The organism is Klebsiella sp. BIGb0399 (assembly GCF_003752615.1).
Classification (GTDB): domain Bacteria; phylum Pseudomonadota; class Gammaproteobacteria; order Enterobacterales; family Enterobacteriaceae; genus Klebsiella; species Klebsiella lignicola.
In genome coordinates this window covers 1832956-1855119 of sequence record NZ_RKHT01000005.1, presented here as the reverse complement: position 1 = coordinate 1855119, position 22164 = coordinate 1832956, and the positions used below count along the sequence as shown (strand labels likewise).

The following is a 22164-nucleotide window of genomic DNA, read 5'->3' as shown; positions in this document are numbered from 1 at the left end:
TAATGAAAACGCTGCTGATTATTGATGCCGGACTTGGCCAGGCCCGCGCCTATATGGCGAAAACCCTGCTGAGTACCGCCGCGCCTAAAGCGCACCTTGAACTGACAGACAACCCGAACGATGCCGAGCTGGCGATCGTCCTCGGCACCGCGTTGCCAGCCGACAGCTCGCTGAACGGCAAGCAGGTGTATCTCGGCGATATCAATCGCGCCGTGGCGCATCCTGAACTGTTCCTCAGCGAAGCGAAAGGTCACGCGACCACCTATACCGCACCGGCCGCGGCGGCACTGCCGGCGGCAACCGGCGGCGCAAAACGCATTGTGGCCATTACGGCCTGCCCGACCGGCGTTGCGCACACCTTTATGGCGGCTGAAGCTATTGAAACCGAAGCCAAAAAACGCGGCTGGTGGGTCAAAGTCGAAACCCGCGGTTCCGTGGGCGCCGGCAATGCGATTACGCCAGAAGAAGTCGCTCAGGCGGATCTGGTCGTTGTGGCGGCCGACATTGAAGTGGACCTGGCGAAATTTGCCGGTAAGCCGATGTATCGCACAACCACCGGCCTGGCGCTGAAGAAAACCGCGCAGGAGCTGGATAAAGCCGTTGCGGAAGCGAAACCGTACCAGCCTTCGGGCCAGGGCAGCCAGCAGGCTGACTCGGCGAAGAAAGAGGGTGGCGGCGCCTATCGTCACCTGCTGACCGGTGTGTCCTATATGCTGCCGATGGTGGTGGCCGGCGGCCTGTGTATCGCGCTCTCCTTCGCCTTTGGTATCAAAGCCTTTGAAGTCAAAGATACTCTGGCAGCCTCGCTGATGCAGATTGGTGGTGGTTCAGCCTTTGCCTTGATGGTGCCGGTTCTGGCAGGCTTTATTGCCTTCTCGATTGCTGACCGTCCTGGCCTGACGCCGGGCCTGATCGGCGGTATGCTGGCGGTCAGCGGCGGTTCCGGCTTTATCGGCGGGATCATCGCCGGTTTCCTTGCCGGTTACGTCGCGAAACTGATCAGCACCAAATTAAAACTGCCGCCGAGCATGGAAGCGCTGAAGCCGATCCTGATCATTCCGCTGGTTTCCAGCCTGATCGTCGGTCTGGCGATGATCTACCTGATTGGTAAACCGGTTGCCGGTATCCTGGCAGGCCTGACCCACTGGCTGCAAACGATGGGCACGGCAAACGCCGTCCTGCTGGGCGCTATCCTTGGGGCAATGATGTGTACCGATATGGGTGGCCCGGTGAACAAAGCGGCCTACGCTTTCGGTGTCGGCCTGTTGAGTACCCAAACCTACGCCCCGATGGCGGCCATTATGGCGGCCGGTATGGTGCCACCGCTGGCGATGGGTATCGCGACGCTGGTTGCCCGTAACAAGTTTGATAAGGGCCAACGTGAAGGCGGTAAAGCGGCGCTGGTACTGGGTCTGTGCTTTATCTCTGAAGGGGCGATTCCGTTCGCTGCCCGTGACCCGATGCGTGTCCTGCCATGCTGTATCGTTGGCGGCGCGGTGACTGGAGCCATCTCTATGGCGATTGGTGCCAAACTGATGGCGCCGCACGGCGGTCTGTTTGTGCTGCTGATCCCTGGCGCGATTACCCCGGTGCTGGGTTACCTGCTGGCGATTATTGCCGGTACCCTGGTAGCCGGTCTGTCTTACGCCGTGGTGAAACGTCCGGAAGTTCAGGCAGTCGAAAAAGCGGCCTGAGTCATTGACAGATGAACCGGTAAAACAGAAAAGCAAAGGGCCGATAGTTCGGCCCTTTTTTTGATCCTGCTGGTCTGCGCCCTCAAAGAGTCGCGGCGACAATCAGGCCGAAGCTTCTTCCGTCTGTTGCGCCCGCAGCCAGGCAATCTCTTCAGCCCAGATATCCGGGTTAATGGTTTCCAGAATCAGCGGGATGCCGTCAAACCGGTTGTCCTGCATGATCCAGCGGAACGCGTCGTGGCCAATATTGCCTTCACCGAGGCTGTGGTGGCGGTCAACGCGGCTGCCGAAGGCGCTTTTGGCATCGTTAAGGTGCATGCCGCGCAGATAGCGGAAGCCGACAATGCGCTCGAAATCAGCAAAGGTCTTCTCACACTCCTCGGCGCTGCGCAGGTCATAACCGGCGGCAAACGCGTGGCAGGTATCAATGCACACCCCGACGCGGGATTTATCTTCGACGCCGTCGATGATGGCCGCGAGATGTTCAAATTTAAATCCGAGGTTGCTGCCCTGGCCGGCGGTGTTTTCAATCACCGCGGTGACCCCTTCGGTTTTAGCCAGCGCAATATTGATCGATTCGGCGATGCGCGCCAGACACTCGTCTTCCGGGATCTGCTGCAGGTGGCTGCCGGGATGGAAATTGAGGAGCGTCAGACCGAGCTGCTGGCAGCGGCTCAGCTCATCAATAAAGGCATCGCGGGATTTTTCCAGCGCGTCGGCCACCGGGTGACCGAGGTTAATCAGGTAGCTGTCGTGGGGCAGGATTTGACCAGGACCAAAGCGGTATTTTTCGCAGGCGGCTTTGAATTCAGCAATGGTTTCGTCGCTCAGCGGAGCGGCTCGCCATTGACGTTGGTTCTTGGTGAACAGCGCGAAAGCCGTTGCTTCAATCTCGGCGGCGCGAATGGCAGCGTTGGCCAGCCCGCCTGAGGCACTGACGTGCGCTCCAATATATTTCATAAAAAAACTCCAGTTAAGCCGCTGGGGGGAGGGTAATGATAGCGGCTTAACTGAAGAGTTACATCAATGAATGATGATGGACAGGTGCTGGGGTTATGCCATCAGGCTGTGAACCACCAGGTTGATAACGCCACCACCGACAATCAACCAGACGAACAGCATCAGGGCCATCAGCAGCGGTTTGGCACCGGCTTTTTTCAGGGCGCTGACGTGAGTGGTCAGTCCCAGAGCCGCCATCGCCATCGCCAGCAGCACGGTGTCGAGGGTGACCAGCATGTCGACCACCGCTTTTGGCAGCAGGTGGAAGGAGTTAAACACCGCTACCAGGATGAACAGGATGGCAAACCACGGAATGGTGATTTTGCTTTTTTCACCCTGACCTTCCGGTGCCAGCTGTTTCACCCGTGCCGCCAGGAACAGCAGGAACGGAGCCAGCATCATCACGCGCAGCATTTTGGCAATCACCGCCGCGTTTTCCGCATCCGGGCTGATGGCGTGACCGGCAGCAACTACCTGCGCCACTTCATGCATGGTCGACCCCATATAGATGCCATAGGCTTCTGGTGTGAACCAGTGCGCCAGCATCGGGTACATCGCCGGGTAGAGGAAGATGGCCAGGGTACCAAAAATCACCACCGTCGCCACCGCTACGGTCACTTTACTGGCCTCGGCTTTCACCACCGGTTCGGTTGCCAGAATCGCCGCCGCACCGCAGATGCTGCTGCCGGCGCCAATCAGCCAGCTGGTATGTTTGTCCAGACCGAAAATCTTCTGCCCGAGGAAGCAGGCGATAAAAAAGGTGCTGGTCAATGTCAGCACATCAATGGTGATCCCGCTGACGCCCACGTCGGCAATCTGGGCGAAGGTCAGGCGAAAACCGTATAAAATAATACCGAGGCGTAACAGGTACTGTTTGGCGAAGATGACGCCGCCGTCGCAGGACTGCCAGAGCTTAGGATAAATCGTATTACCGATAACCATACCGAAGAGGATGGCCAGCGTCAGCGCGCTGAAACCGGCGCCCGCGATAGCGGAAAAACTGCCTGCCCACAGCGCGGCGCCGGTCAGTACGGCGGTGAGCGCCAGTCCAGGGGCAAAGTGCCACAAGGTGCGATGTTTAGTCGGTAAAGTGAATGCTGTCATAACCTTCTCCTTTGTCTGGCTAAAAGGTTACGCCGCACTAGTTTAAAAATAAAATTGATTATATATTTATAATTAATCGGAATAAGTGGTAAGAACCCTAAATAACTCAAGTTGCATGACGGTGCCGCCAACACCTAAGCCGCTTGAAGTATGACGGGTAAGGGCGGACTATCGCGGTCCAGAATGTTATTATCCACAGGTTACGTCGGGTTATCGGATACTCGCGTTGGAAGACGGGCAGGATGAGTTATGCATATCACGTTACGACAGCTGGAAGTTTTTGCTGAGGTGCTTAAGAGCGGTTCAACCACCCAGGCCTCGCAGATGCTGGCGCTGTCGCAGTCGGCGGTCAGCGCCGCCCTGACCGATCTGGAAGGGCAGTTAGGGGTGCAGTTGTTCGACCGCGTAGGGAAGCGGCTGGTGGTGAACGAACACGGGCGGCTGCTCTACCCGCGGGCGTTAGCGCTTCTGGAGCGTGCAATCGAGATAGAAGAACTGTTTCGCGGCGACAACGGCGCGATTCGGGTTTATGCCAGTAGCACCATCGGTAACTATATTCTGCCGGGCATCATCGCCCACTACCGTCGCGACTTTCCCGACCTGCCGCTGGAGCTGAGTGTGGGGAATAGCCAGGACGTAATCAATGCGGTCGCCGATCTGCGGGTGGACATCGGGCTTATCGAAGGTCCCTGCCATGCGGCAGATATTATTGCCGAGCCGTGGCTGGAAGATGAACTGGTGGTGTTCGCCGCCCCGGATTCGCCGCTGCTGCAGGGCGAGGTCACGTTGCAACGTCTGGCGGAAGCGCCGTGGATTTTGCGTGAGCACGGCTCCGGCACGCGCGAAATCGTCGACTACCTGCTGCTGTCGCATTTGCCAGCATTTCATCTGGGGATGGAGCTGGGGAACTCGGAGGCCATCAAGCACGCCGTGCGTCACGGACTTGGCATCAGCTGCCTTTCCCGGCGGGTTATCGCCGAGCAGCTGGAGGTCGGGTCACTGGTGGAGCTGACGGTGCCGCTGCCGAATCTGACCCGCACGCTGTGGCGGATTCACCATCGGCAAAAACATATTTCTAAGGCATTACAACGTTTTCTGCATTACTGCCAGGTGTAAATCACCGGCCAGGTATGGCTTCATTATCGTGAGAGATCGCGGGAGGATCGCTGGCAATTCCGGGGATTAGTGCTTTACTAATAATTTATGATCGATCATGAAGCTCTCTTATAACTTCGCATTTGTACCGGATAGAACCCGGATCGTCTGCTACAATCGCGCCTCGTTTTTTGGATGGATAGCATTTTCACATGGTTTCGGATACTAAAACCACAGAAGCGCCCGGCTTACGCCGTGAATTAAAGGCGCGCCACTTGACCATGATCGCAATCGGCGGTTCCATCGGTACAGGTCTTTTCGTTGCATCTGGCGCAACGATTTCTCAGGCAGGCCCAGGCGGCGCTCTGCTCTCTTATATCTTAATCGGTCTGATGGTCTACTTCCTGATGACCAGCCTTGGCGAACTGGCGGCATATATGCCGGTCTCCGGTTCCTTCGCGACCTACGGTCAAAACTACGTTGAAGAAGGCTTTGGCTTCGCGCTGGGCTGGAACTACTGGTACAACTGGGCCGTCACCATTGCCGTTGACCTTGTCGCCGCACAGCTGGTGATGAGCTACTGGTTCCCGGATACCCCCGGCTGGATCTGGAGCGCGCTGTTCCTCGGGATTATGTTCCTGCTGAACTGGATCTCGGTGAAAGGGTTTGGCGAAGCGGAATACTGGTTCTCGCTGATCAAAGTTGCCACCGTCATTATCTTTATTATTGTCGGCGTGATGATGATCGTCGGTATCTTTAAAGGTGCGGAGCCTGCGGGCTGGAGCAACTGGGCGATCGATGATGCGCCGTTTGCCGGTGGTTTCGCGGCGATGATCGGCGTGGCGATGATTGTCGGCTTCTCGTTCCAGGGCACCGAACTTATCGGCATTGCGGCCGGTGAGTCTGAAAACCCGGAGAAGAACATTCCGCGCGCGGTGCGGCAGGTGTTCTGGCGTATCCTGCTGTTCTATGTGTTCGCGATTCTGATCATCAGCCTGATTATTCCGTATACCGACCCAAGCCTGCTGCGTAACGACGTGAAAGACATTTCCGTCAGCCCGTTCACCCTGGTGTTCCAGCATGCGGGGCTGCTGTCAGCGGCGGCAATCATGAACGCGGTTATCCTGACGGCGGTGCTGTCGGCGGGTAACTCGGGAATGTATGCCTCAACGCGTATGCTCTATACCCTGGCCTGTGATGGCAAAGCGCCGCGCATTTTCTCAAAGCTCTCCCGTGGCGGCGTGCCGCGCAATGCGCTGTATGCGACGACGGTGATTGCGGGGCTGTGCTTCCTGAGCTCGATGTTCGGTAATCAGACCGTCTATTTGTGGCTGCTCAACACCTCGGGCATGACGGGCTTTATCGCCTGGCTGGGGATTGCCATCAGCCACTATCGTTTCCGCCGCGGCTACGTGCTGCAGGGTAACGATCTGAATGACCTGCCATATCGTTCAGGATTCTTCCCGCTGGGGCCGATCTTCGCCTTCGTGCTGTGCCTGATCATTACCCTGGGCCAGAACTATGAAGCGTTCCTGAAAGATACCATTGACTGGGGCGGTGTAGCGGCAACCTATATCGGTATTCCGCTGTTCCTGGTGATCTGGTTTGGTTACAAGCTGGCAAAAGGCACCCGTTTCGTCCGCTATAGCGAAATGAAGTTCCCGCAGCGCTTTAAAGGCTAACGCCCGGCAAAACGCGGGGCAGTAGTGATAAAACCCTCTTTTATGAGAGGGTTTTTTTATGCTCGTCGCAACTTACAAACTGATACAATTCTCCATAATTTTATTGATAATGGAAATCATTATCTTTATCATCCTCGCATATTCAGGATGAAGCCAATCTCCATAGCTTGCAGGCCATAACCGCCGGCAAGAGGTGACCAGCCACGTCAACGGTAAAACTATTCCGCGCGCGCCGCCTATGAGCAGTGCGCCGACTGTACGTGTTAATTGCACCTTTTGTTTGATTCGTTATGAACCTCATGGAGATATGGAATGTTCAGGTTAAACCCTTTTGTCCGGGCGGGATTGTGCGCATCCGTCGTATCGCTGGCGTTTCCGGCCCTTGCCGAAGTCAATGAAGAAACGCTGGTGGTCACCGCCGCGGCGACGGAACAGAGCGTGAAGGATGCGCCGGCCAGTATCAGCGTCATTACCCAGCAGGATTTACAGCGCCGCCCGGTTCAGAACCTTAAAGATGTCCTGCGCGATGTGCCTGGTGTACAGCTCACCAACGAAGGCGACAACCGCAAGGGCGTCAGTATTCGCGGCCTCGACAGCAGCTACACGCTGATCCTGGTTGACGGCAAACGCGTAAACTCCCGTAACGCCGTCTTCCGCCACAACGATTTCGATTTAAACTGGGTGCCGGTTGACGCTATCGAGCGGATTGAAGTGGTACGCGGGCCAATGTCCTCGTTGTACGGCTCCGACGCCCTCGGCGGCGTGGTCAACATCATCACCAAAAAAGTCGGCCAGAAATGGACCGGCACGCTGAGCGCCGATACCACCATTCAGGAACACCGCGATCGCGGAGATACCTACAACGGCCAGTTCTTCACCGGCGGCCCGCTGATTGACGGCGTGCTGGGCATGAAAGCCTACGGTAACCTGGCGAAACGCGCCAAAGACGATCAGCAGGCTTCCAGCAACGCCGCGGGCGAAACGCCACGTATCGAAGGCTTTACCAGCCGCGACGGCAACGTCGAGTTTGCCTGGACCCCAACTGATAACCAGGACATCACGGCCGGCTACGGTTTCGACCGCCAGGACCGTGATTCCGACTCCCTGGATCGCAACCGCCTTGAGCGCCAGAACTACTCCCTCAGCCATAACGGTCGCTGGGATATGGGCAACAGCGAACTGAAGTTCTACGGCGAAAAAGTCGATAACAAAAACCCAGGGCAGGACGGCACGATCACCTCCGAAAGCAACGCCATCGACGGTAAATATGTGCTGCCGCTGGGGGTGATTAACCAGATGCTGACCTTCGGTGGTGAATGGCGCCACGATAAGCTGAAAGACCCCGTCAACCTGAGCAGCGGCGGGAAATCCACTTCCGCCAGCCAGTACGCGCTGTTTCTTGAAGATGAGTGGCGTATTTTCGAACCGCTGGCGTTAACCACCGGCATTCGTATGGATGACCATCAGACCTACGGCGATCACTGGAGCCCGCGTGCTTATCTGGTCTATAACGCGACCGACACCGTTACCGTGAAGGGCGGCTGGGCAACGGCCTTTAAAGCGCCGTCGCTGCTGCAGCTGAACCCGGACTGGACCACCAACTCCTGCCGTGGCTCCTGTAGCATCATCGGTAACCCGGACCTGAAACCGGAAACCAGCGAAAGCTTCGAGATTGGCCTGTACTACCGCGGCGAAGAAGGGCTGCTGGAGGGCGTGGAAGGCAGCGTGACCACCTTCCAGAATAACGTCGACGATATGATCGATATTCTGCGTACTTCCAGCGCCAGCGAAGCGCCGGGCTATCCGAACTTTGTCGGCTGGAAAACGGTCAATGGCAAACGCGTGCCGGTCTTCCGCTACTTCAATGTCAACAAAGCGCGTATCAAAGGGGTGGAAACCGAAGTGAAAGTGCCGTTTGGCGACGAATGGAAGCTGACGGTGAACTACACCTACAACGATGGCCGCGATCTCAGCAACGGTGGGGATAAGCCACTGCAGTCGTTGCCGTTCCATACCGCTAACGGCACGCTGGACTGGACGCCGCTGGACGACTGGTCCTTCTACGTCACCGCAAATTATACCGGCGAGCAGCGTGCGGTCAGCGCCACCTCAAAAACGCCGGGAGGGTACACCATGTTTGACGTCGGTGCCGCCTGGCAGGTGACGAAGAGCGTGAAGCTGCGTTCCGGCGTGCTGAACGTCGGGGATAAAGACCTGAGCCGCGACGACTATAGCTACACGGAAGAAGGTCGCCGCTACTTTATGGCCGTGGATTACCGCTTTTAATTAACCCGCCAACCGGGCAGTCGCGATCGCCGGCTGCCCGCTATTATTGTGCCTCTGTTTTCCTGTCGCACAGAACCATGCGCGGCGCAAAATGGCGTATACACTATTAGAGAGAGACGCAGCCATCCTGCTTCAGGATGGCTGATGCTCTCCTGAAATTTCATGCTGACGTTATTTCTCAACTCGAATCCCTATTGATAGAGAACAATAATAATGCGCAACGTCATACTTCCGGCTTTGGTTGCGGTACTTTTTTTTAGCGTCGGTGTGTTTATTTTAAATATGCAGCTCTGGTATTTAGCCAGAATAAATAACACCAGCGCGGCCTATCAGACAGCAAGAAAGATCAACGTCTTTCTGGATGAAGCGCGAGATGCAACCACCACCGCGCGCGATGTCGCCCTCAAAGGGTGTACGCCAGAAGGGCAGTTTCAGCTTGGCACCGAGGCGGCGCTGAAGCCGCACCTCAGAACGTTATTGATCATCAAAGGGGATAAAGTATGGTGTTCCTCGCTCCCCGGTAACCGGGTGCTGCTTTCCCGCCTTCACTCTTTACCGCCAGAGCCGTTAATGCTTATTGCGGCGATGAACACCGTGAATAATCGCCCGGTGCTGGTCTATCAGCAGATCTCCGGGAACGTCAAAATTATTATCAGCATCAGCGACGTCCATATTCGTGATGCCCTGAACAGTAATGTGCAAAATACCGCGTTTTCATTAGTGGTGGGTGATAAGGCGATTGGCTATACAGGGGACGTCAGAAAAGCCAGCTTCAGCACGGCTACCACCGGATTGTTTCAGTCGGCCGACTTTCCGTTTGGTATCGAATATAACCTGCCGCCATTTTTTAGCGCCAGGCGCATGATTCATCAAGGAGCGGGTTTGTTGGTCTTTATTTTGTTTGTCTCTTGCGCGCTGGCGTGGCTATTGTTGAAGTACGCCAATAAATACACCACCCCCGAAGATACGCTGCGCAAAGCGATTGCCAACGGCGAAATTGTCCCGTTCTACCAGCCGGTGGTCAATGGGAGAACCGGGGCGATCTATGGCGTCGAGGTGCTGGCCCGCTGGAAGCATCCGCAAATTGGGATTATTTCCCCGGTGGCGTTTATCCCGCTGGCGGAGCGAACCGGGCTGATCATTCCTCTGACCCAAAGCCTGATGACTCAGGTCGTCTCGCAGATGAACAAACTTAGCGAGAAACTGCCTGATGGTTTTCATATTGGGATCAACTTCAGCGCGTCGCATATCAGCTCGCCGCTGTTTATGGCGGATTGCCTGAAATACCGGGAGGGTTTTCTCAACCAAAATTTGAAACTGGTGCTCGAAGTGACCGAACGCGAACCGTTGCATGTGGATGAGCAACTGATTGCCAATCTCAATACCTTACACGCCCGCGGTTTTTCCATTGCGTTGGATGATTTTGGCACCGGGTATTCCGGGTTGTCCTATCTGCACGATTTGAACATTGACTACATCAAAATTGATAAGAGTTTTGTCGGGCGGGTTAACGACCTTGAAGAATCGACGAAGCTGCTGGATTGCGTGCTGGAAATGGCGGGCAAGCTCTCCTTACGGATTGTCGCGGAAGGTGTTGAGACGCAGGAGCAGCTCAATTATCTCAACGGGAAAAATGTCACCTTATTGCAGGGGTATTATTTCTTTAAACCGGTTTCTTACGTCGACTTTATTAAAATATTGCTTTCTAAGAAGAAAGAAACGGTGGTTCTGGAATAAGTGCCTACAGGGACAGGCGCTAAGCTGCGGTGGCGAGAGCCGGTGCGCCGTGAGGCGCACAGGCGGTACGTCAGCCCAGCAGATAGCGGGCGTGGAAGCGTAAATGGTCTTCGATAAACGACGCGATGAAATAGTAGCTGTGATCGTAACCCGGCTGGATCCGCAGGGTTAACGGCCACGCTTTCTGGCGGGCGACCTCTGCCAGCACTGCCGGCTGAAGCTGTACCGCCAGGAAGGTATCGCCATCACCCTGATCAATTAAGGTCGGGATGGCGTCGGCGGCCTGGCTGGCCTGCAGCAATGCACAGCTGTCCCACGCCTGCCATGCCGAAGTATCGGCACCCAGGTATGCGCTGAAGGCTTTTTGTCCCCACGGAACCTGCGTCGGGTTCACGATAGGGGCGAAAGCGGACACGCTGACAAAACGGCCCGGGTTTTTCAGCGCCATGATCAGCGCGCCGTGGCCGCCCATGGAATGGCCGCTGATGGCGCAGCGCTCGCCAACGTTAAACTGCGAGCGAATCAGCGCGGGCAGTTCGTCACGCACGTAGTCATACATGCGGTAATGTTCGGACCACGGGGCTTCGGTCGCGTTAAGATAAAAGCCGGCGCCTTTGCCAAGATCCCAGCCGCTATCGTCAGCGACGTTATCGCCGCGCGGGCTGGTATCCGGCATTACCAGGACAATGCCCAGCTCGGCGGCGATTCGCTGAGCGCCGGCCTTGGTAGTGAAGTTTTCATCATCACAGGTTAACCCTGACAGCCAGTACAGCACCGGCGGCGCGGTTTCTGTCTGCGATGGGGGTAAAAAGATGCTGAAGGTCATTGGAACATTCAGGGTGCTGGAGTCGTGCCGCCAGCGTTGCTGCCGGCCTTCGTAACAGCGGTGCTCTTCAAGCAATTCCATGCCGGGCTCCTCAGGAAGATAAGTGCGCGTGACAGGCCATAATACAGATATTTCATGTGCCCGTGAGCAACTTTCACTTTCTCCTTTCAGCAAGATATTGCATCATTAATGCAACTTTTAGCCAACATGTCTGTGCTGGTTGATAGCTAACGCAAATTTCAACAATTATCGTTTCGGCTACTGGATTATGTGCGTCACCTCACGCACAATGGATGCAAACTTTGCCCTCATAGAGCAAAGAGCGCGACACCTGCAGGAGAACCTAAATGTCAGCACTGAGTAAAGAAGCCATACTCGTTCATGAAGCGCTGGTCGCTCGTGGGCTGGAGACGCCGTTGCGTCCGCCAGTACAAGAACTTGATAATGAAACGCGCAAGCGCCTGATAGCCGGACACATGACCGAGATTATGCAGCTGCTGAATCTTGATCTGACCGATGACAGCCTGGTGGAAACCCCACGACGCATTGCCAAAATGTACGTTGACGAGATTTTTTCCGGTCTGGATTATGCCAGGTTCCCAAAAATCACCGTTATCGAAAATAAAATGCAGGTCGATGAAATGGTCACCGTGCGTGATATTACGCTGACCAGCACCTGCGAACACCACTTTGTCACCATCGATGGTAAAGCGACGGTCGCCTATATTCCGAAAGATTCGGTGATTGGTCTGTCGAAAATTAACCGCATCGTGCAGTTCTTCTCGCAGCGTCCGCAGGTTCAGGAACGTCTGACCCAGCAGATTTTAACCGCGCTACAGACCCTGCTCGGCACCAACAACGTGGCGGTATCGATTGATGCAGTGCATTACTGCGTCAAAGCGCGTGGCATCCGTGATGCAACCAGCGCCACCACCACCACGTCGTTGGGCGGTCTGTTTAAATCCAGCCAGAACACTCGCCAGGAGTTCCTGCGCGCCGTTCGCCATCACAACTAATCAAAGGGCAGGTTACATGGAGAGAAATGTCACGCTGGATTTTGTGCGCGGCGTGGCCATCCTCGGTATCCTGCTCCTGAATATCAACGCCTTCGGCCTGCCGAAGGCGGCTTACCTCAATCCGGCCTGGTCCGGGACTATCACCTCAAGCGATGCCTGGACCTGGGCGATCCTCGATCTGTTCGCGCAGGTCAAATTCCTGACGCTGTTTGCCCTGCTGTTTGGTGCCGGTCTACAGATGCTGCTGCCGCGCGGCAAACGTTGGATCCAGTCGCGTCTGACGCTGCTGGCGCTGCTGGGCTTTATCCACGGCCTGTTTTTCTGGGATGGCGACATCCTGCTGGCCTATGCCTTAGTCGGGCTGGTGACCTGGCGGATGGTGCGCGATGCCCATCACCTCAAGTCGCTGTTTAATACCGGCGTTGTGCTGTACCTGATTGGCGTTGCGGTGCTGGTGCTGCTGGGACTGATTTCCGGCGGCACGCCAAACCGCTCATGGGTGCCCGATGCGGCGAATTTACAGTATGAACAATACTGGAAGCTCAACGGCGGGATGGAAGCGGTGAGCAATCGTGCCGACCTGCTTTCCGATAACCTGCTGGCGCTGGGGGCGCAATATGGCTGGCAGCTCGCGGGGATGATGCTGATGGGCGCGGCATTGATGCGCAGCGGCTGGTTAAAAGGGCAGTTTAGCCTCAGTCATTACCGGCGCACCGGTGTATTGCTGATTGCCGCCGGCATGGCGGTAAATATCCCTGCTATTGTTGCCCAGTGGCATCTCGACTGGGATCCGCGCTGGTGTGCGTTCCTGTTACAGGCGCCGCGTGAGCTGGGCGCCCCGTTACAAACCATTGGTTATGCTGCGCTGGCGTGGGGCTTCTGGCCATGGTTGTGCCAGTTCCGGCTGGTGGGGGCGATAGCCTGCGTCGGGCGGATGGCGTTAACCAACTACCTGCTCCAGACGCTGATCTGTACCACCATTTTCTACCGCTTTGGCCTGTTTATGCAGTTTGACCGCTTGCACCTGTTAGCCCTGGTGCTACCGGTGTGGGCCATCAATATCACCTTCTCGCTAATGTGGCTGCGCTATTTCCGCCAGGGGCCGGTGGAATGGTTGTGGCGTCAGCTAACGCTTCGTGCGTCAGGCACCTCATCAAAAAACACATCCAGATAACGATCTCGATCACAATCATTAACAAAACGGATGTAACCGTTTCCAGGCTTGTGACATCACTCACGTAGTGGGCCGCAGGTCGCTGCCAGAATAGCCACCTTGCTGAACACAGGAGGTGGGTGTGGCGTCTTACAATTTTCTTAAGGTCGGTGAGCATGATCACCATTCGTGATGTCGCCCGTCAGGCGGGTGTTTCCGTGGCGACCGTCTCACGTGTGCTGAACAACAGCGCGCTGGTGAGCCCGGATACACGGGAAAATGTAATGAAAGCGGTAACGCAGCTGGGCTACCGGCCGAATGCCAACGCCCAGGCGCTGGCGACGCAGGTCAGCGATACCATCGGCGTGGTGGTGATGGACGTCTCGGATGCCTTCTTCGGCGCGCTGGTCAAAGCGGTGGATACCGTCGCGCAGCAGCATCAAAAATATGTGCTGATCGGCAACAGCTACCATGAGGCGGAAAAAGAGCGTCATGCCATTGAAGTCCTGATCCGCCAGCGCTGTTCCGCCCTGATTGTTCACTCCAAAGCCCTGAGCGACGCCGAACTAGGCGACTTTATGGAGCATATTCCGGGGATGGTGCTGATCAACCGCATCGTGCCCGGCTACGCCCATCGCTGCGTCGGACTGGATAACGTCAGCGGCGCGCTGATGGCGACGCGAATGCTGCTCAATCATGGCCATCAACGCATCGGCTACCTCTCTTCAAACCACGGCATTGAAGATGACGATATGCGTCGGGAAGGGTGGTTTAAGGCGTTGCAGGAGCAAAACATTATCGCGCCGGACAGCTGGGTCGGCTCAGGAACGCCGGATATGCAGGGCGGGGAAGCGGCAATGGTCGAACTGCTGGGGCGTAATTTAGGCCTGACGGCCGTCTTTGCCTATAACGACAGCATGGCTGCCGGGGCGCTGACGACGCTGAAAGATAACGGCATTGCGGTACCGCAGCATCTGTCACTCATTGGCTTCGATGATATCCCGATTTCGCGTTACACCGACCCGCAGCTGACCACGGTGCGTTACCCGGTGATGTCGATGGCAAAACTGGCGACGGAACTGGCGTTGTTGGGGGCGGCCGGCAAGCTGGATCATGAGGCGCGTCACTGCTTTATGCCAACGCTGGTGCGTCGTCATTCCGTGCTGCAACGGCAAAGTGCGGGGCCGATCACTAACTGATGATGCGGCGTTATGTAACCGCTTTCAATCTGTGAGTAAATTCACAGTATATTAACATTCAACTGATTATGATGGCCGCGTTTACTAGTCTGAACCACTCTATCACGGTGAGTAATCACTTTTACCGTAGGAATAAGGCGTTAAACGCGTAATAAAGTCGTATTTCTGGAGCGTTACCCTACATGGAAGACAGAATTACAGTCGTGAACATGGTTGTGCGGTAACTTTTATGTAACAGATGCCCGCCCGCTATTTTCACACCAACGACCCTGCATAAAAAAAACCGGAGATTCCATGAATAAGAAGGTGTTAACCCTGTCTGCTGTTATGGCGAGCATGTTATTTGGCGCCGCGGCGCACGCAGCTGATACCCGCATCGGCGTAACCATTTATAAATATGACGACAACTTTATGTCGGTGGTGCGTAAGGCTATCGAAAAAGACGGCAAATCAGCGCCGGACGTGCAGCTGCTGATGAATGACTCGCAGAACGACCAGTCAAAACAGAACGATCAGATTGACGTCCTGTTGGCGAAAGGGGTGAAAGCGCTGGCCATCAACCTGGTGGACCCGGCGGCTGCGGGTACCGTTATCGATAAAGCACGTGGTCAGAACGTGCCGGTGGTGTTCTTTAACAAAGAGCCGTCCCGCAAAGCGCTGGATAGCTACGATAAAGCTTATTACGTCGGGACCGATTCAAAAGAGTCCGGCGTGATTCAGGGTGACCTGATTGCCAAACACTGGAAAGCAAACCCGAACTGGGATCTCAACAAAGATGGTCAGATTCAGTTTGTGCTGCTGAAAGGCGAGCCAGGACATCCGGATGCTGAAGCACGTACCACCTACGTGATTAAAGAGCTGAACGACAAAGGCTTCAAAACTCAGCAGCTGGCATTAGACACGGCGATGTGGGATACCGCGCAGGCTAAAGACAAGATGGACGCGTGGCTGTCTGGCCCGAACGCCAACAAAATTGAAGTCGTTATTGCTAACAACGACGCCATGGCGATGGGTGCTGTTGAAGCGCTGAAAGCACACAACAAGAGCAGCATTCCGGTGTTCGGCGTCGATGCCCTGCCTGAAGCGCTGGCGCTGGTTAAATCCGGTGCAATGGCTGGTACCGTGCTGAACGATGCCAACAACCAGGCTAAAGCGACCTTCGATCTGGCGAAAAACCTGGCTGACGGGAAAGAACCGGCAGCAGGCACCAACTGGAAGATTGAGAATAAAATCGTCCGCGTTCCTTACGTTGGCGTAGATAAAGACAATCTGAGCCAGTTTACCGGTAAATAATTATTGAGTTACGGGCGCGGATTATTATCCGGAGTATTTAGGTGGCAGGACAGTTAATGTTACTGCAAGCAGAAAGACTCCGGGTATTCCCGCCCGATTATTCCTGATACAGAACCAGATCCTGACTTCGGCGTTCATTCGTCGGTTGGGGTGTGCATGAACGCAGCCAGGTATAACTATGGTCAGCAATAATAGCGAACGGTCAGGCGAATTTTTGTTGGAAATGAGCAACATCAACAAATCGTTTCCTGGCGTCAAGGCGCTCGATAATGTCAATCTGAAAGTCCGTCCTCATTCTATTCATGCATTAATGGGAGAGAACGGTGCGGGCAAATCAACATTATTAAAATGCCTTTTTGGGATCTATCAAAAAGATTCCGGCAGTATTCTTTTTCAGGGTAAAGAGATCGATTTCCATTCGGCGAAAGAGGCCCTGGAAAACGGTATTTCAATGGTGCATCAGGAATTAAACCTGGTATTGCAACGTACGGTGATGGACAACATGTGGCTGGGGCGTTATCCCACCAAAGGCGTGTTTGTCGATCAGGATAAAATGTATCGCGATACCAAAGGGATCTTTGATGAACTGGATATCGATATCGACCCGCGCGCGCGCGTCGGTACGCTGTCAGTATCGCAGATGCAGATGATTGAAATCGCGAAGGCGTTCTCCTATGACGCGAAAATCGTCATTATGGACGAGCCGACTTCGTCGCTGACGGAGAAAGAGGTCAATCACCTGTTTAAGATCATCCGTAAGCTGAAAGAACGCGGCTGCGGCATTGTCTATATCTCGCATAAGATGGAAGAAATTTTCCAGCTGTGTGATGAGATTACCGTTCTGCGCGACGGTCAGTGGATTGCCACCCAGCCGCTCGAAGGCCTGGATATGGACAAGATCATCGCCATGATGGTGGGGCGCTCCCTCAACCAGCGCTTTCCGGACCGTGAAAACAAACCGGGTGAGGTGATCCTTGAAGTCCGCAACCTGACGTCGCTGCGCCAGCCGTCGATTCGCGACATCTCTTTCGACCTGCACAAAGGCGAAATCCTCGGCATCGCCGGGCTGGTGGGAGCCAAGCGTACCGATATTGTGGAGACCATTTTCGGTATCCGCGAGAAGTCAGGCGGCACTATTACGCTGCACGGTAAGAAAATAAATAACCATAGCGCCAATGAAGCGATTAACCACGGCTTTGCCCTGGTTACCGAAGAGCGGCGCTCCACCGGGATTTACGCGTACCTGGATATCGGTTTTAACTCACTGATCTCCAATATTAAGAAATATAAAAACAGGGTTGGCTTACTGGATAATTCGCGCATGAAAAGCGATACCCAGTGGGTAATTGATTCGATGCGGGTGAAAACCCCCGGCCAGCACACGCAAATTGGTTCATTGTCCGGCGGTAACCAGCAGAAAGTCATTATTGGACGCTGGTTATTAACCCAGCCGGAAATTTTAATGCTTGATGAACCCACGCGCGGAATCGATGTTGGCGCGAAATTCGAGATTTACCAGCTGATTGCTGAGCTGGCGAAGAAAGAGAAAGGGATCATCATTATCTCCTCCGAGATGCCGGAGCTGCTGGGTATTACCGACCGTATTCTGGTGATGAGCAATGGTCTTGTCGCCGGCATTGTTGAGACAAAAACTACTACGCAAAACGAGATTTTACGTCTTGCGTCGTTGCATCTTTAAGAGCAGGGGCTTCTCATGAGCGCGTTAAATAAAAAAAGTTTTCTCACCTACCTGAAAGAAGGTGGGATTTACGTTGTTCTTTTGGTTTTGCTGGCCATTATTATTTTCCAGGACCCTACGTTTTTAAGTTTGCTGAACCTCAGTAACATCCTGACCCAGTCCTCGGTGCGTATTATTATCGCCCTTGGCGTGGCCGGGCTGATTGTTACCCAGGGGACCGACCTGTCTGCCGGACGTCAGGTAGGCCTGGCGGCGGTTATTGCTGCCACCATGCTGCAGGCCGTCGATAATGCCAACAAGGTGTTCCCGGATATGGCAACCATGCCGATTCCGCTGGTGATCCTGCTGGTCTGCGCGATTGGCGCCATTATCGGCCTGATTAACGGTATTATCATTGCTTACCTGAACGTGACGCCGTTTATTACCACGCTCGGTACGATGATCATCGTTTATGGTATTAACTCCCTGTACTACGATTTTGTGGGCGCCTCGCCGATCTCCGGCTTTGACAGCCACTTCTCGCAGTTTGCCCAAGGGTTTGTGGCGCTGGGGACCTTCCGCCTGTCATACATCACGTTCTACGCCTTGATTGCGGTGTTCTTCGTGTGGATCCTGTGGAATAAAACCCGCTTTGGTAAAAACATCTTTGCTATCGGCGGTAACCCGGAAGCCGCCAAAGTCTCTGGCGTCAACGTCGCGCTGAACCTGCTGGTGATTTATGCGCTGTCCGGCGTGTTCTATGCCTTCGGTGGTCTGCTGGAAGCGGGGCGTATCGGCTCGGCGACCAACAACCTCGGCTTTATGTATGAACTGGATGCCATCGCGGCCTGCGTGGTCGGCGGCGTATCGTTCAGCGGCGGTGTGGGTACCGTGTTTGGGGTGGTGACCGGGGTTATCATCTTTACGGTAATCAACTACGGCCTGACCTATATCGGCGTAAACCCTTACTGGCAGTATATTATTAAAGGGGCGATTATTATCTTCGCCGTCGCGCTGGATTCCCTGAAATACGCGCGTAAGAAATAATATTCCGCAGTGAAATCGCCCGCGCCAACCGCGCGGGCTTTTTTTTTTTCACTCGTAAGCGCCGCTGAACTAAAGTCCAAAATTAGATAAATAAACCCGGGGGAATAATTCTCTTTTCCTCGGTTTTGGAGGAAGATAGCCTGGTTTTTATCTTTGTCAAAAAGATAATAATATCTTCATTAATGAGGGAGTTACTCTCATTTTAATGAAAAGCACATTGATAGAAGCGTTGAGTGGTTTTATGAGATATAGCGAACAAATTGTCACTGAGTGGATTGAGTTATCAACACAGATTTCTGAATCCGTTTTTGTTAAATTACAAAGCATTGCCGATGAAAAAGCCGCGGAGCTCGCGGAGCAATTTTATAGCATTATGCTTGAGGACCCCTACGCGGAGAAATTCCTCTCCTCGGAGATGGTCCAGACACGTTTGCGCCACTCGATGCGGACCTGGATTATTAACGCCCTGACCTTAAAAGGCGACGCGCTGCTGGCGTTCGCTGGCCAGCAGTTCACCATCGGTAATATCCACTCGCGGGTGGGGATCCCGGCAAGCCTGGTGCTGAAAGGGATGCGCATCATCACCCGCTCAATGCTGCAGTATATTCAGTCGCTGTCCCTCGATAGCCACCTCAATACGCTGATGCAGCAATATGTCTCGGTATCGATTCAAATCGCCAGCGAACTGATGACCTATGCCTATGAAAACTATCAGTTCAGCGAAGCTAAAAATGAAGAGTCATACCGCCTGCATAATTTAATCGCTAACCTTGAACTGGAAAAAGGTAAGCAGCAGGCCTCGCTATTTAACTGGGAAAATGCGCTGATCTACGCCCTGGTATCGCGGACGGCGAATATCCACTCGTATTTACTCAGCGACTCCGAATTTGGTTTATGGTTTCGCCATAAATGCAGTCAGCATTTCGGCAAACAGCCGGAAATAGAACAAATTAACCTGCTGATTGATGCGATTGATAATATGCTGATCAAAGGCGGAGAGGTCGCTGGCAATGAACTGGATTCCATTCAGTCTCTGCTCAGCGATATTCGCTCGAAGACCATGACGATCAATAACCTGTTCACTTCGCTGTTTGAAGAAGCTAACCGTCTGGAAAGCGGCAAAGATGTCCTGACCAATCTGCTTAATCGCCGCTATCTGTCGACGGTGCTGAAGTACGAAGTCAAACTGGCGATGGATAATGAGCACGCCCTTTCGGTGGTGATGCTCGATGTCGATCACTTCAAGAAGATCAACGATACCTGGGGACACTCCACCGGAGATGATGTCCTGCGCCATATCGCCGGCATCCTCGCCGACAACACCCGCGCCAGCGACTACGTTTTCCGCTACGGCGGGGAAGAGTTTATGATCGTCTATCTGGAAGTCAGGCGTGACCAGACGCTGAGCCTGGTTGAAAAAATTCGTCAGACCATTGAAGCCTCGCCGTTTGTGACCCAGGAAGGGGAGAACGTGGCGCTCAGCGCTTCATTTGGCGTGAGCTATTATCGCGGCCATCCTGATTATCAAAAAATGGTCGATGAGGCGGATAAAGCGCTGTATGAGGCCAAGCATCTTGGCCGTAACCGGGCGGTTGAATTTAGCGATTAAACCCGCGGGGCGTTATTTTGACTTTTGCAGCTCCAGCAGCTGCTCTGGCGTAACGGCCGGATAGGACTGAGCTCCCTCAGGCACTTCCTGCAGGGTGGGGATCGGGATCAGCGGCCCTAAAAAACGCGGTTCGCGTTTGAAAATATAGAGATCCGCCAGCGCGCCAAACCGGGCGCCAAACTCACGCAAGCGCACGCTCCACATATCTTTCGGCGACGGCACCGCATAGCACTGGGCCTGAATCCCCATATGCAGGGCGATAAACAGCGCCCGCTCGCAGTGGAAGCGCTGGGTGATGATAATAAAGTCGTTGGTATCGAACACTTTCCGGGTGCGCACAATCGAGTCGAGGGTGCGGAATCCGGCGTAATCGAGGACGATATCTGCCGGGTCAACGCCGCCTTTGATCAAATCCCGGCGCATGGTCATCGGCTCGTTGTAGCTTTGCAGTGCATTGTCGCCGCTCAGCAGCAGATAGTTGACCTTGCCGCTGTTATAGGCGTTGAGCGCGCCCTGAATCCGGTAGCGATAATATTGATTGATAACCCCGGTGCGGTAGTATTTTGCGGTACCGAGCACCACCCCAACCTGGCGATAGGGCAGATCCTGCAGCTCGTCATAAATATAGGGGGCGGTTTTCCAGCTCATCCAACGGTCAAGACCCAGCACGGTCAACAGCAGCAGGCCGAACAGGACTAACAGGCTGTATAACACACGCTTTAACATTCACCGGGCTCATGTGGATAAGGGAGACATCAGGCTACTTTACCCGTCGGGCAAGCGCAAGAAACCATCGTTTAATTGCGGGGTTTTTCAACAATGCGGGCTAAAAAGCCCGCATAACACGCTATTTAGCCGAGCAGTACCCGGTCAATGTTGTGACAGCCTAATGCTTTCAGCGTTGCCGCGGTGGCATCCCACTGAATCAGCGGCGCGTCGGCTTTTTCGGCCAGCACCGCACGCTGAATGTCCGGATAATCGTATCCGTTAAGGCTCAGCAGGTTCAGGGCGCCCTGCAGTGGCGGCAGCGTCGGGTTAAAGGCGGCGTTTTCCGCATAGCGACCGGAAAAAATGGTCCCGTCTTTCAACTCCAGCGCCACCCCAGACGGGGAGTTGCTGTAAGGCATATGGCAGGCGTTGGCCGCCTGAATCGCCGCCTGCGCCAGCGCATCGCCCGCCAGCGGGAAACCGTGATCCTGTTCATCCATCAGCAGCGTTTTGATCTCCAGATCCTTCGGACCGAAGGCATCCGGCAGATAGTGCTGGAGCGAATGCGCTTCGCGGCCCGGCAGATGAATTCGCAACAGCTGGCTGCTGTTCAGTTCATTCATAAACTGACGGCAGTGGCCGCAAGGGGTGTAGTTAACGGTAATGGCCTGCAGGGATTTTTCACCGCGCAGCCAGGCGTGGCTGATGGCGCTCTGTTCGGCATGGACGGTTTGCTGCATGGTCGCGCCGAGAAATTCCATATTGCCGCCGAAATACCAGGTGCCGCTGATACCGCGGGCGATAGCGCCAACGTTAAAATGAGAGAGATCGGCACGGGCGCAGGCCGCCGCAAGCGGCAACAGCGCGAAAGCCAGCGCGTCTTCATCCAGACCTGTCGCATTGCGCAGCGTCGCGACCTGACCGGCATCCAGCAAAGCCGGAAAATGCGGGTCGCTCAGCATCGGGGCGATGGCCGCTTGCAGGTCTGCCGCCAGAAGGGGAAGCGCAGCTTGAAAACGTGGGTGCATGGCGTAGCCT

Annotated in this window: 17 protein-coding genes; 12 read left to right on the top strand and 5 right to left on the bottom strand. The window is 54.8% G+C overall.

Translation table 11 applies throughout. From position 1 onward, the window contains the following. The first annotated feature begins 2 nt into the window (after positions 1–2). Positions 3–1694: a PTS fructose transporter subunit IIBC gene (gene fruA / locus EDF82_RS09040; RefSeq protein WP_123755160.1), complete on the top strand. Its 1692-nt coding sequence runs from the start codon at positions 3–5 to the stop codon at positions 1692–1694. Positions 1695–1796: 102 nt separating this feature from the next. Here fruA and nfo read toward each other — a convergent pair whose 3' ends face one another. After that, positions 1797–2654 (bottom strand): deoxyribonuclease IV, encoded by an 858-nt coding sequence (gene nfo / locus EDF82_RS09035; protein WP_123755159.1) that lies wholly within the window; start codon positions 2652–2654, stop codon positions 1797–1799. 93 nt (positions 2655–2747) lie between these two features. After that, positions 2748–3797 (bottom strand): YeiH family protein, encoded by a 1050-nt coding sequence (locus EDF82_RS09030; RefSeq protein ID WP_123755158.1) that lies wholly within the window; start codon positions 3795–3797, stop codon positions 2748–2750. Positions 3798–4046: 249 nt separating this feature from the next. Between EDF82_RS09030 and yieE the strand changes: the two genes are divergently transcribed. From yieE to EDF82_RS09010, 4 genes are all read left to right on the top strand, one after another. Next, positions 4047–4913 carry a DNA-binding transcriptional regulator YeiE gene (yieE, locus tag EDF82_RS09025; protein WP_123755157.1) on the top strand — a complete coding sequence of 289 codons (867 nt, stop codon included), beginning with the start codon at positions 4047–4049 and terminating at the stop codon, positions 4911–4913. 191 nt (positions 4914–5104) lie between these two features. Further along, complete coding sequence (gene lysP / locus EDF82_RS09020) at positions 5105–6574, top strand: lysine-specific permease (RefSeq protein WP_123755156.1); 1470 nt, start codon at positions 5105–5107, stop codon at positions 6572–6574. 312 nt (positions 6575–6886) lie between these two features. After that, the gene (gene cirA / locus EDF82_RS09015) at positions 6887–8860 is read left to right on the top strand and encodes a catecholate siderophore receptor CirA (protein WP_123755155.1); all 1974 of its coding nucleotides are present in this window, start codon (positions 6887–6889) and stop codon (positions 8858–8860) included. Between the two features lie 213 nt (positions 8861–9073). Beyond that, a complete protein-coding gene (locus EDF82_RS09010) occupies positions 9074–10597 on the top strand; it encodes an EAL domain-containing protein (protein WP_123755154.1) in 1524 nt (507 codons plus the stop codon). Between the two features lie 70 nt (positions 10598–10667). Here EDF82_RS09010 and fghA read toward each other — a convergent pair whose 3' ends face one another. Further along, the gene (gene fghA, locus EDF82_RS09005; protein ID WP_123755153.1) at positions 10668–11504 is read right to left on the bottom strand and encodes an S-formylglutathione hydrolase; all 837 of its coding nucleotides are present in this window, start codon (positions 11502–11504) and stop codon (positions 10668–10670) included. A 266-nt stretch (positions 11505–11770) separates the two neighbouring features. Between fghA and folE the strand changes: the two genes are divergently transcribed. The 7 genes from folE to EDF82_RS08970 all read left to right on the top strand — a co-directional run bounded on the left by folE (position 11771) and on the right by EDF82_RS08970 (position 20418). Continuing rightward, positions 11771–12439: a GTP cyclohydrolase I FolE gene (folE, locus tag EDF82_RS09000; protein ID WP_123755152.1), complete on the top strand. Its 669-nt coding sequence runs from the start codon at positions 11771–11773 to the stop codon at positions 12437–12439. Positions 12440–12455: 16 nt separating this feature from the next. Further along, the gene (gene yeiB / locus EDF82_RS08995) at positions 12456–13613 is read left to right on the top strand and encodes a DUF418 domain-containing protein YeiB (protein WP_123755151.1); all 1158 of its coding nucleotides are present in this window, start codon (positions 12456–12458) and stop codon (positions 13611–13613) included. A gap of 155 nt (positions 13614–13768) precedes the next feature. After that, positions 13769–14791, top strand: a complete 1023-nt coding sequence (gene galS, locus EDF82_RS08990; protein WP_123755150.1) for an HTH-type transcriptional regulator GalS — start codon at positions 13769–13771, stop codon at positions 14789–14791. Between the two features lie 294 nt (positions 14792–15085). Further along, positions 15086–16084, top strand: coding sequence for a galactose/glucose ABC transporter substrate-binding protein MglB (mglB, locus tag EDF82_RS08985; RefSeq protein WP_123755149.1), 999 nt, complete (start codon positions 15086–15088; stop codon positions 16082–16084). A 178-nt stretch (positions 16085–16262) separates the two neighbouring features. Further along, on the top strand, positions 16263–17783 hold the full coding sequence (gene mglA, locus EDF82_RS08980) for a galactose/methyl galactoside ABC transporter ATP-binding protein MglA (RefSeq protein WP_123755148.1): 1521 nt from the start codon (positions 16263–16265) through the stop codon (positions 17781–17783). 15 nt (positions 17784–17798) lie between these two features. Then, a complete protein-coding gene (gene mglC, locus EDF82_RS08975; RefSeq protein ID WP_123755147.1) occupies positions 17799–18809 on the top strand; it encodes a galactose/methyl galactoside ABC transporter permease MglC in 1011 nt (336 codons plus the stop codon). Positions 18810–19014: 205 nt separating this feature from the next. Further along, entirely contained in the window at positions 19015–20418 is a 1404-nt protein-coding gene (locus EDF82_RS08970; RefSeq protein WP_123755146.1) for a GGDEF domain-containing protein, read from the top strand. 12 nt (positions 20419–20430) lie between these two features. Here the strand turns inward: EDF82_RS08970 and sanA are convergent, their stop codons facing one another. After that, on the bottom strand, positions 20431–21144 hold the full coding sequence (gene sanA / locus EDF82_RS08965; RefSeq protein ID WP_123755145.1) for an outer membrane permeability protein SanA: 714 nt from the start codon (positions 21142–21144) through the stop codon (positions 20431–20433). 125 nt (positions 21145–21269) lie between these two features. Beyond that, a complete protein-coding gene (gene cdd, locus EDF82_RS08960) occupies positions 21270–22154 on the bottom strand; it encodes a cytidine deaminase (protein ID WP_123755144.1) in 885 nt (294 codons plus the stop codon). Positions 22155–22164 lie beyond the last annotated feature (10 nt).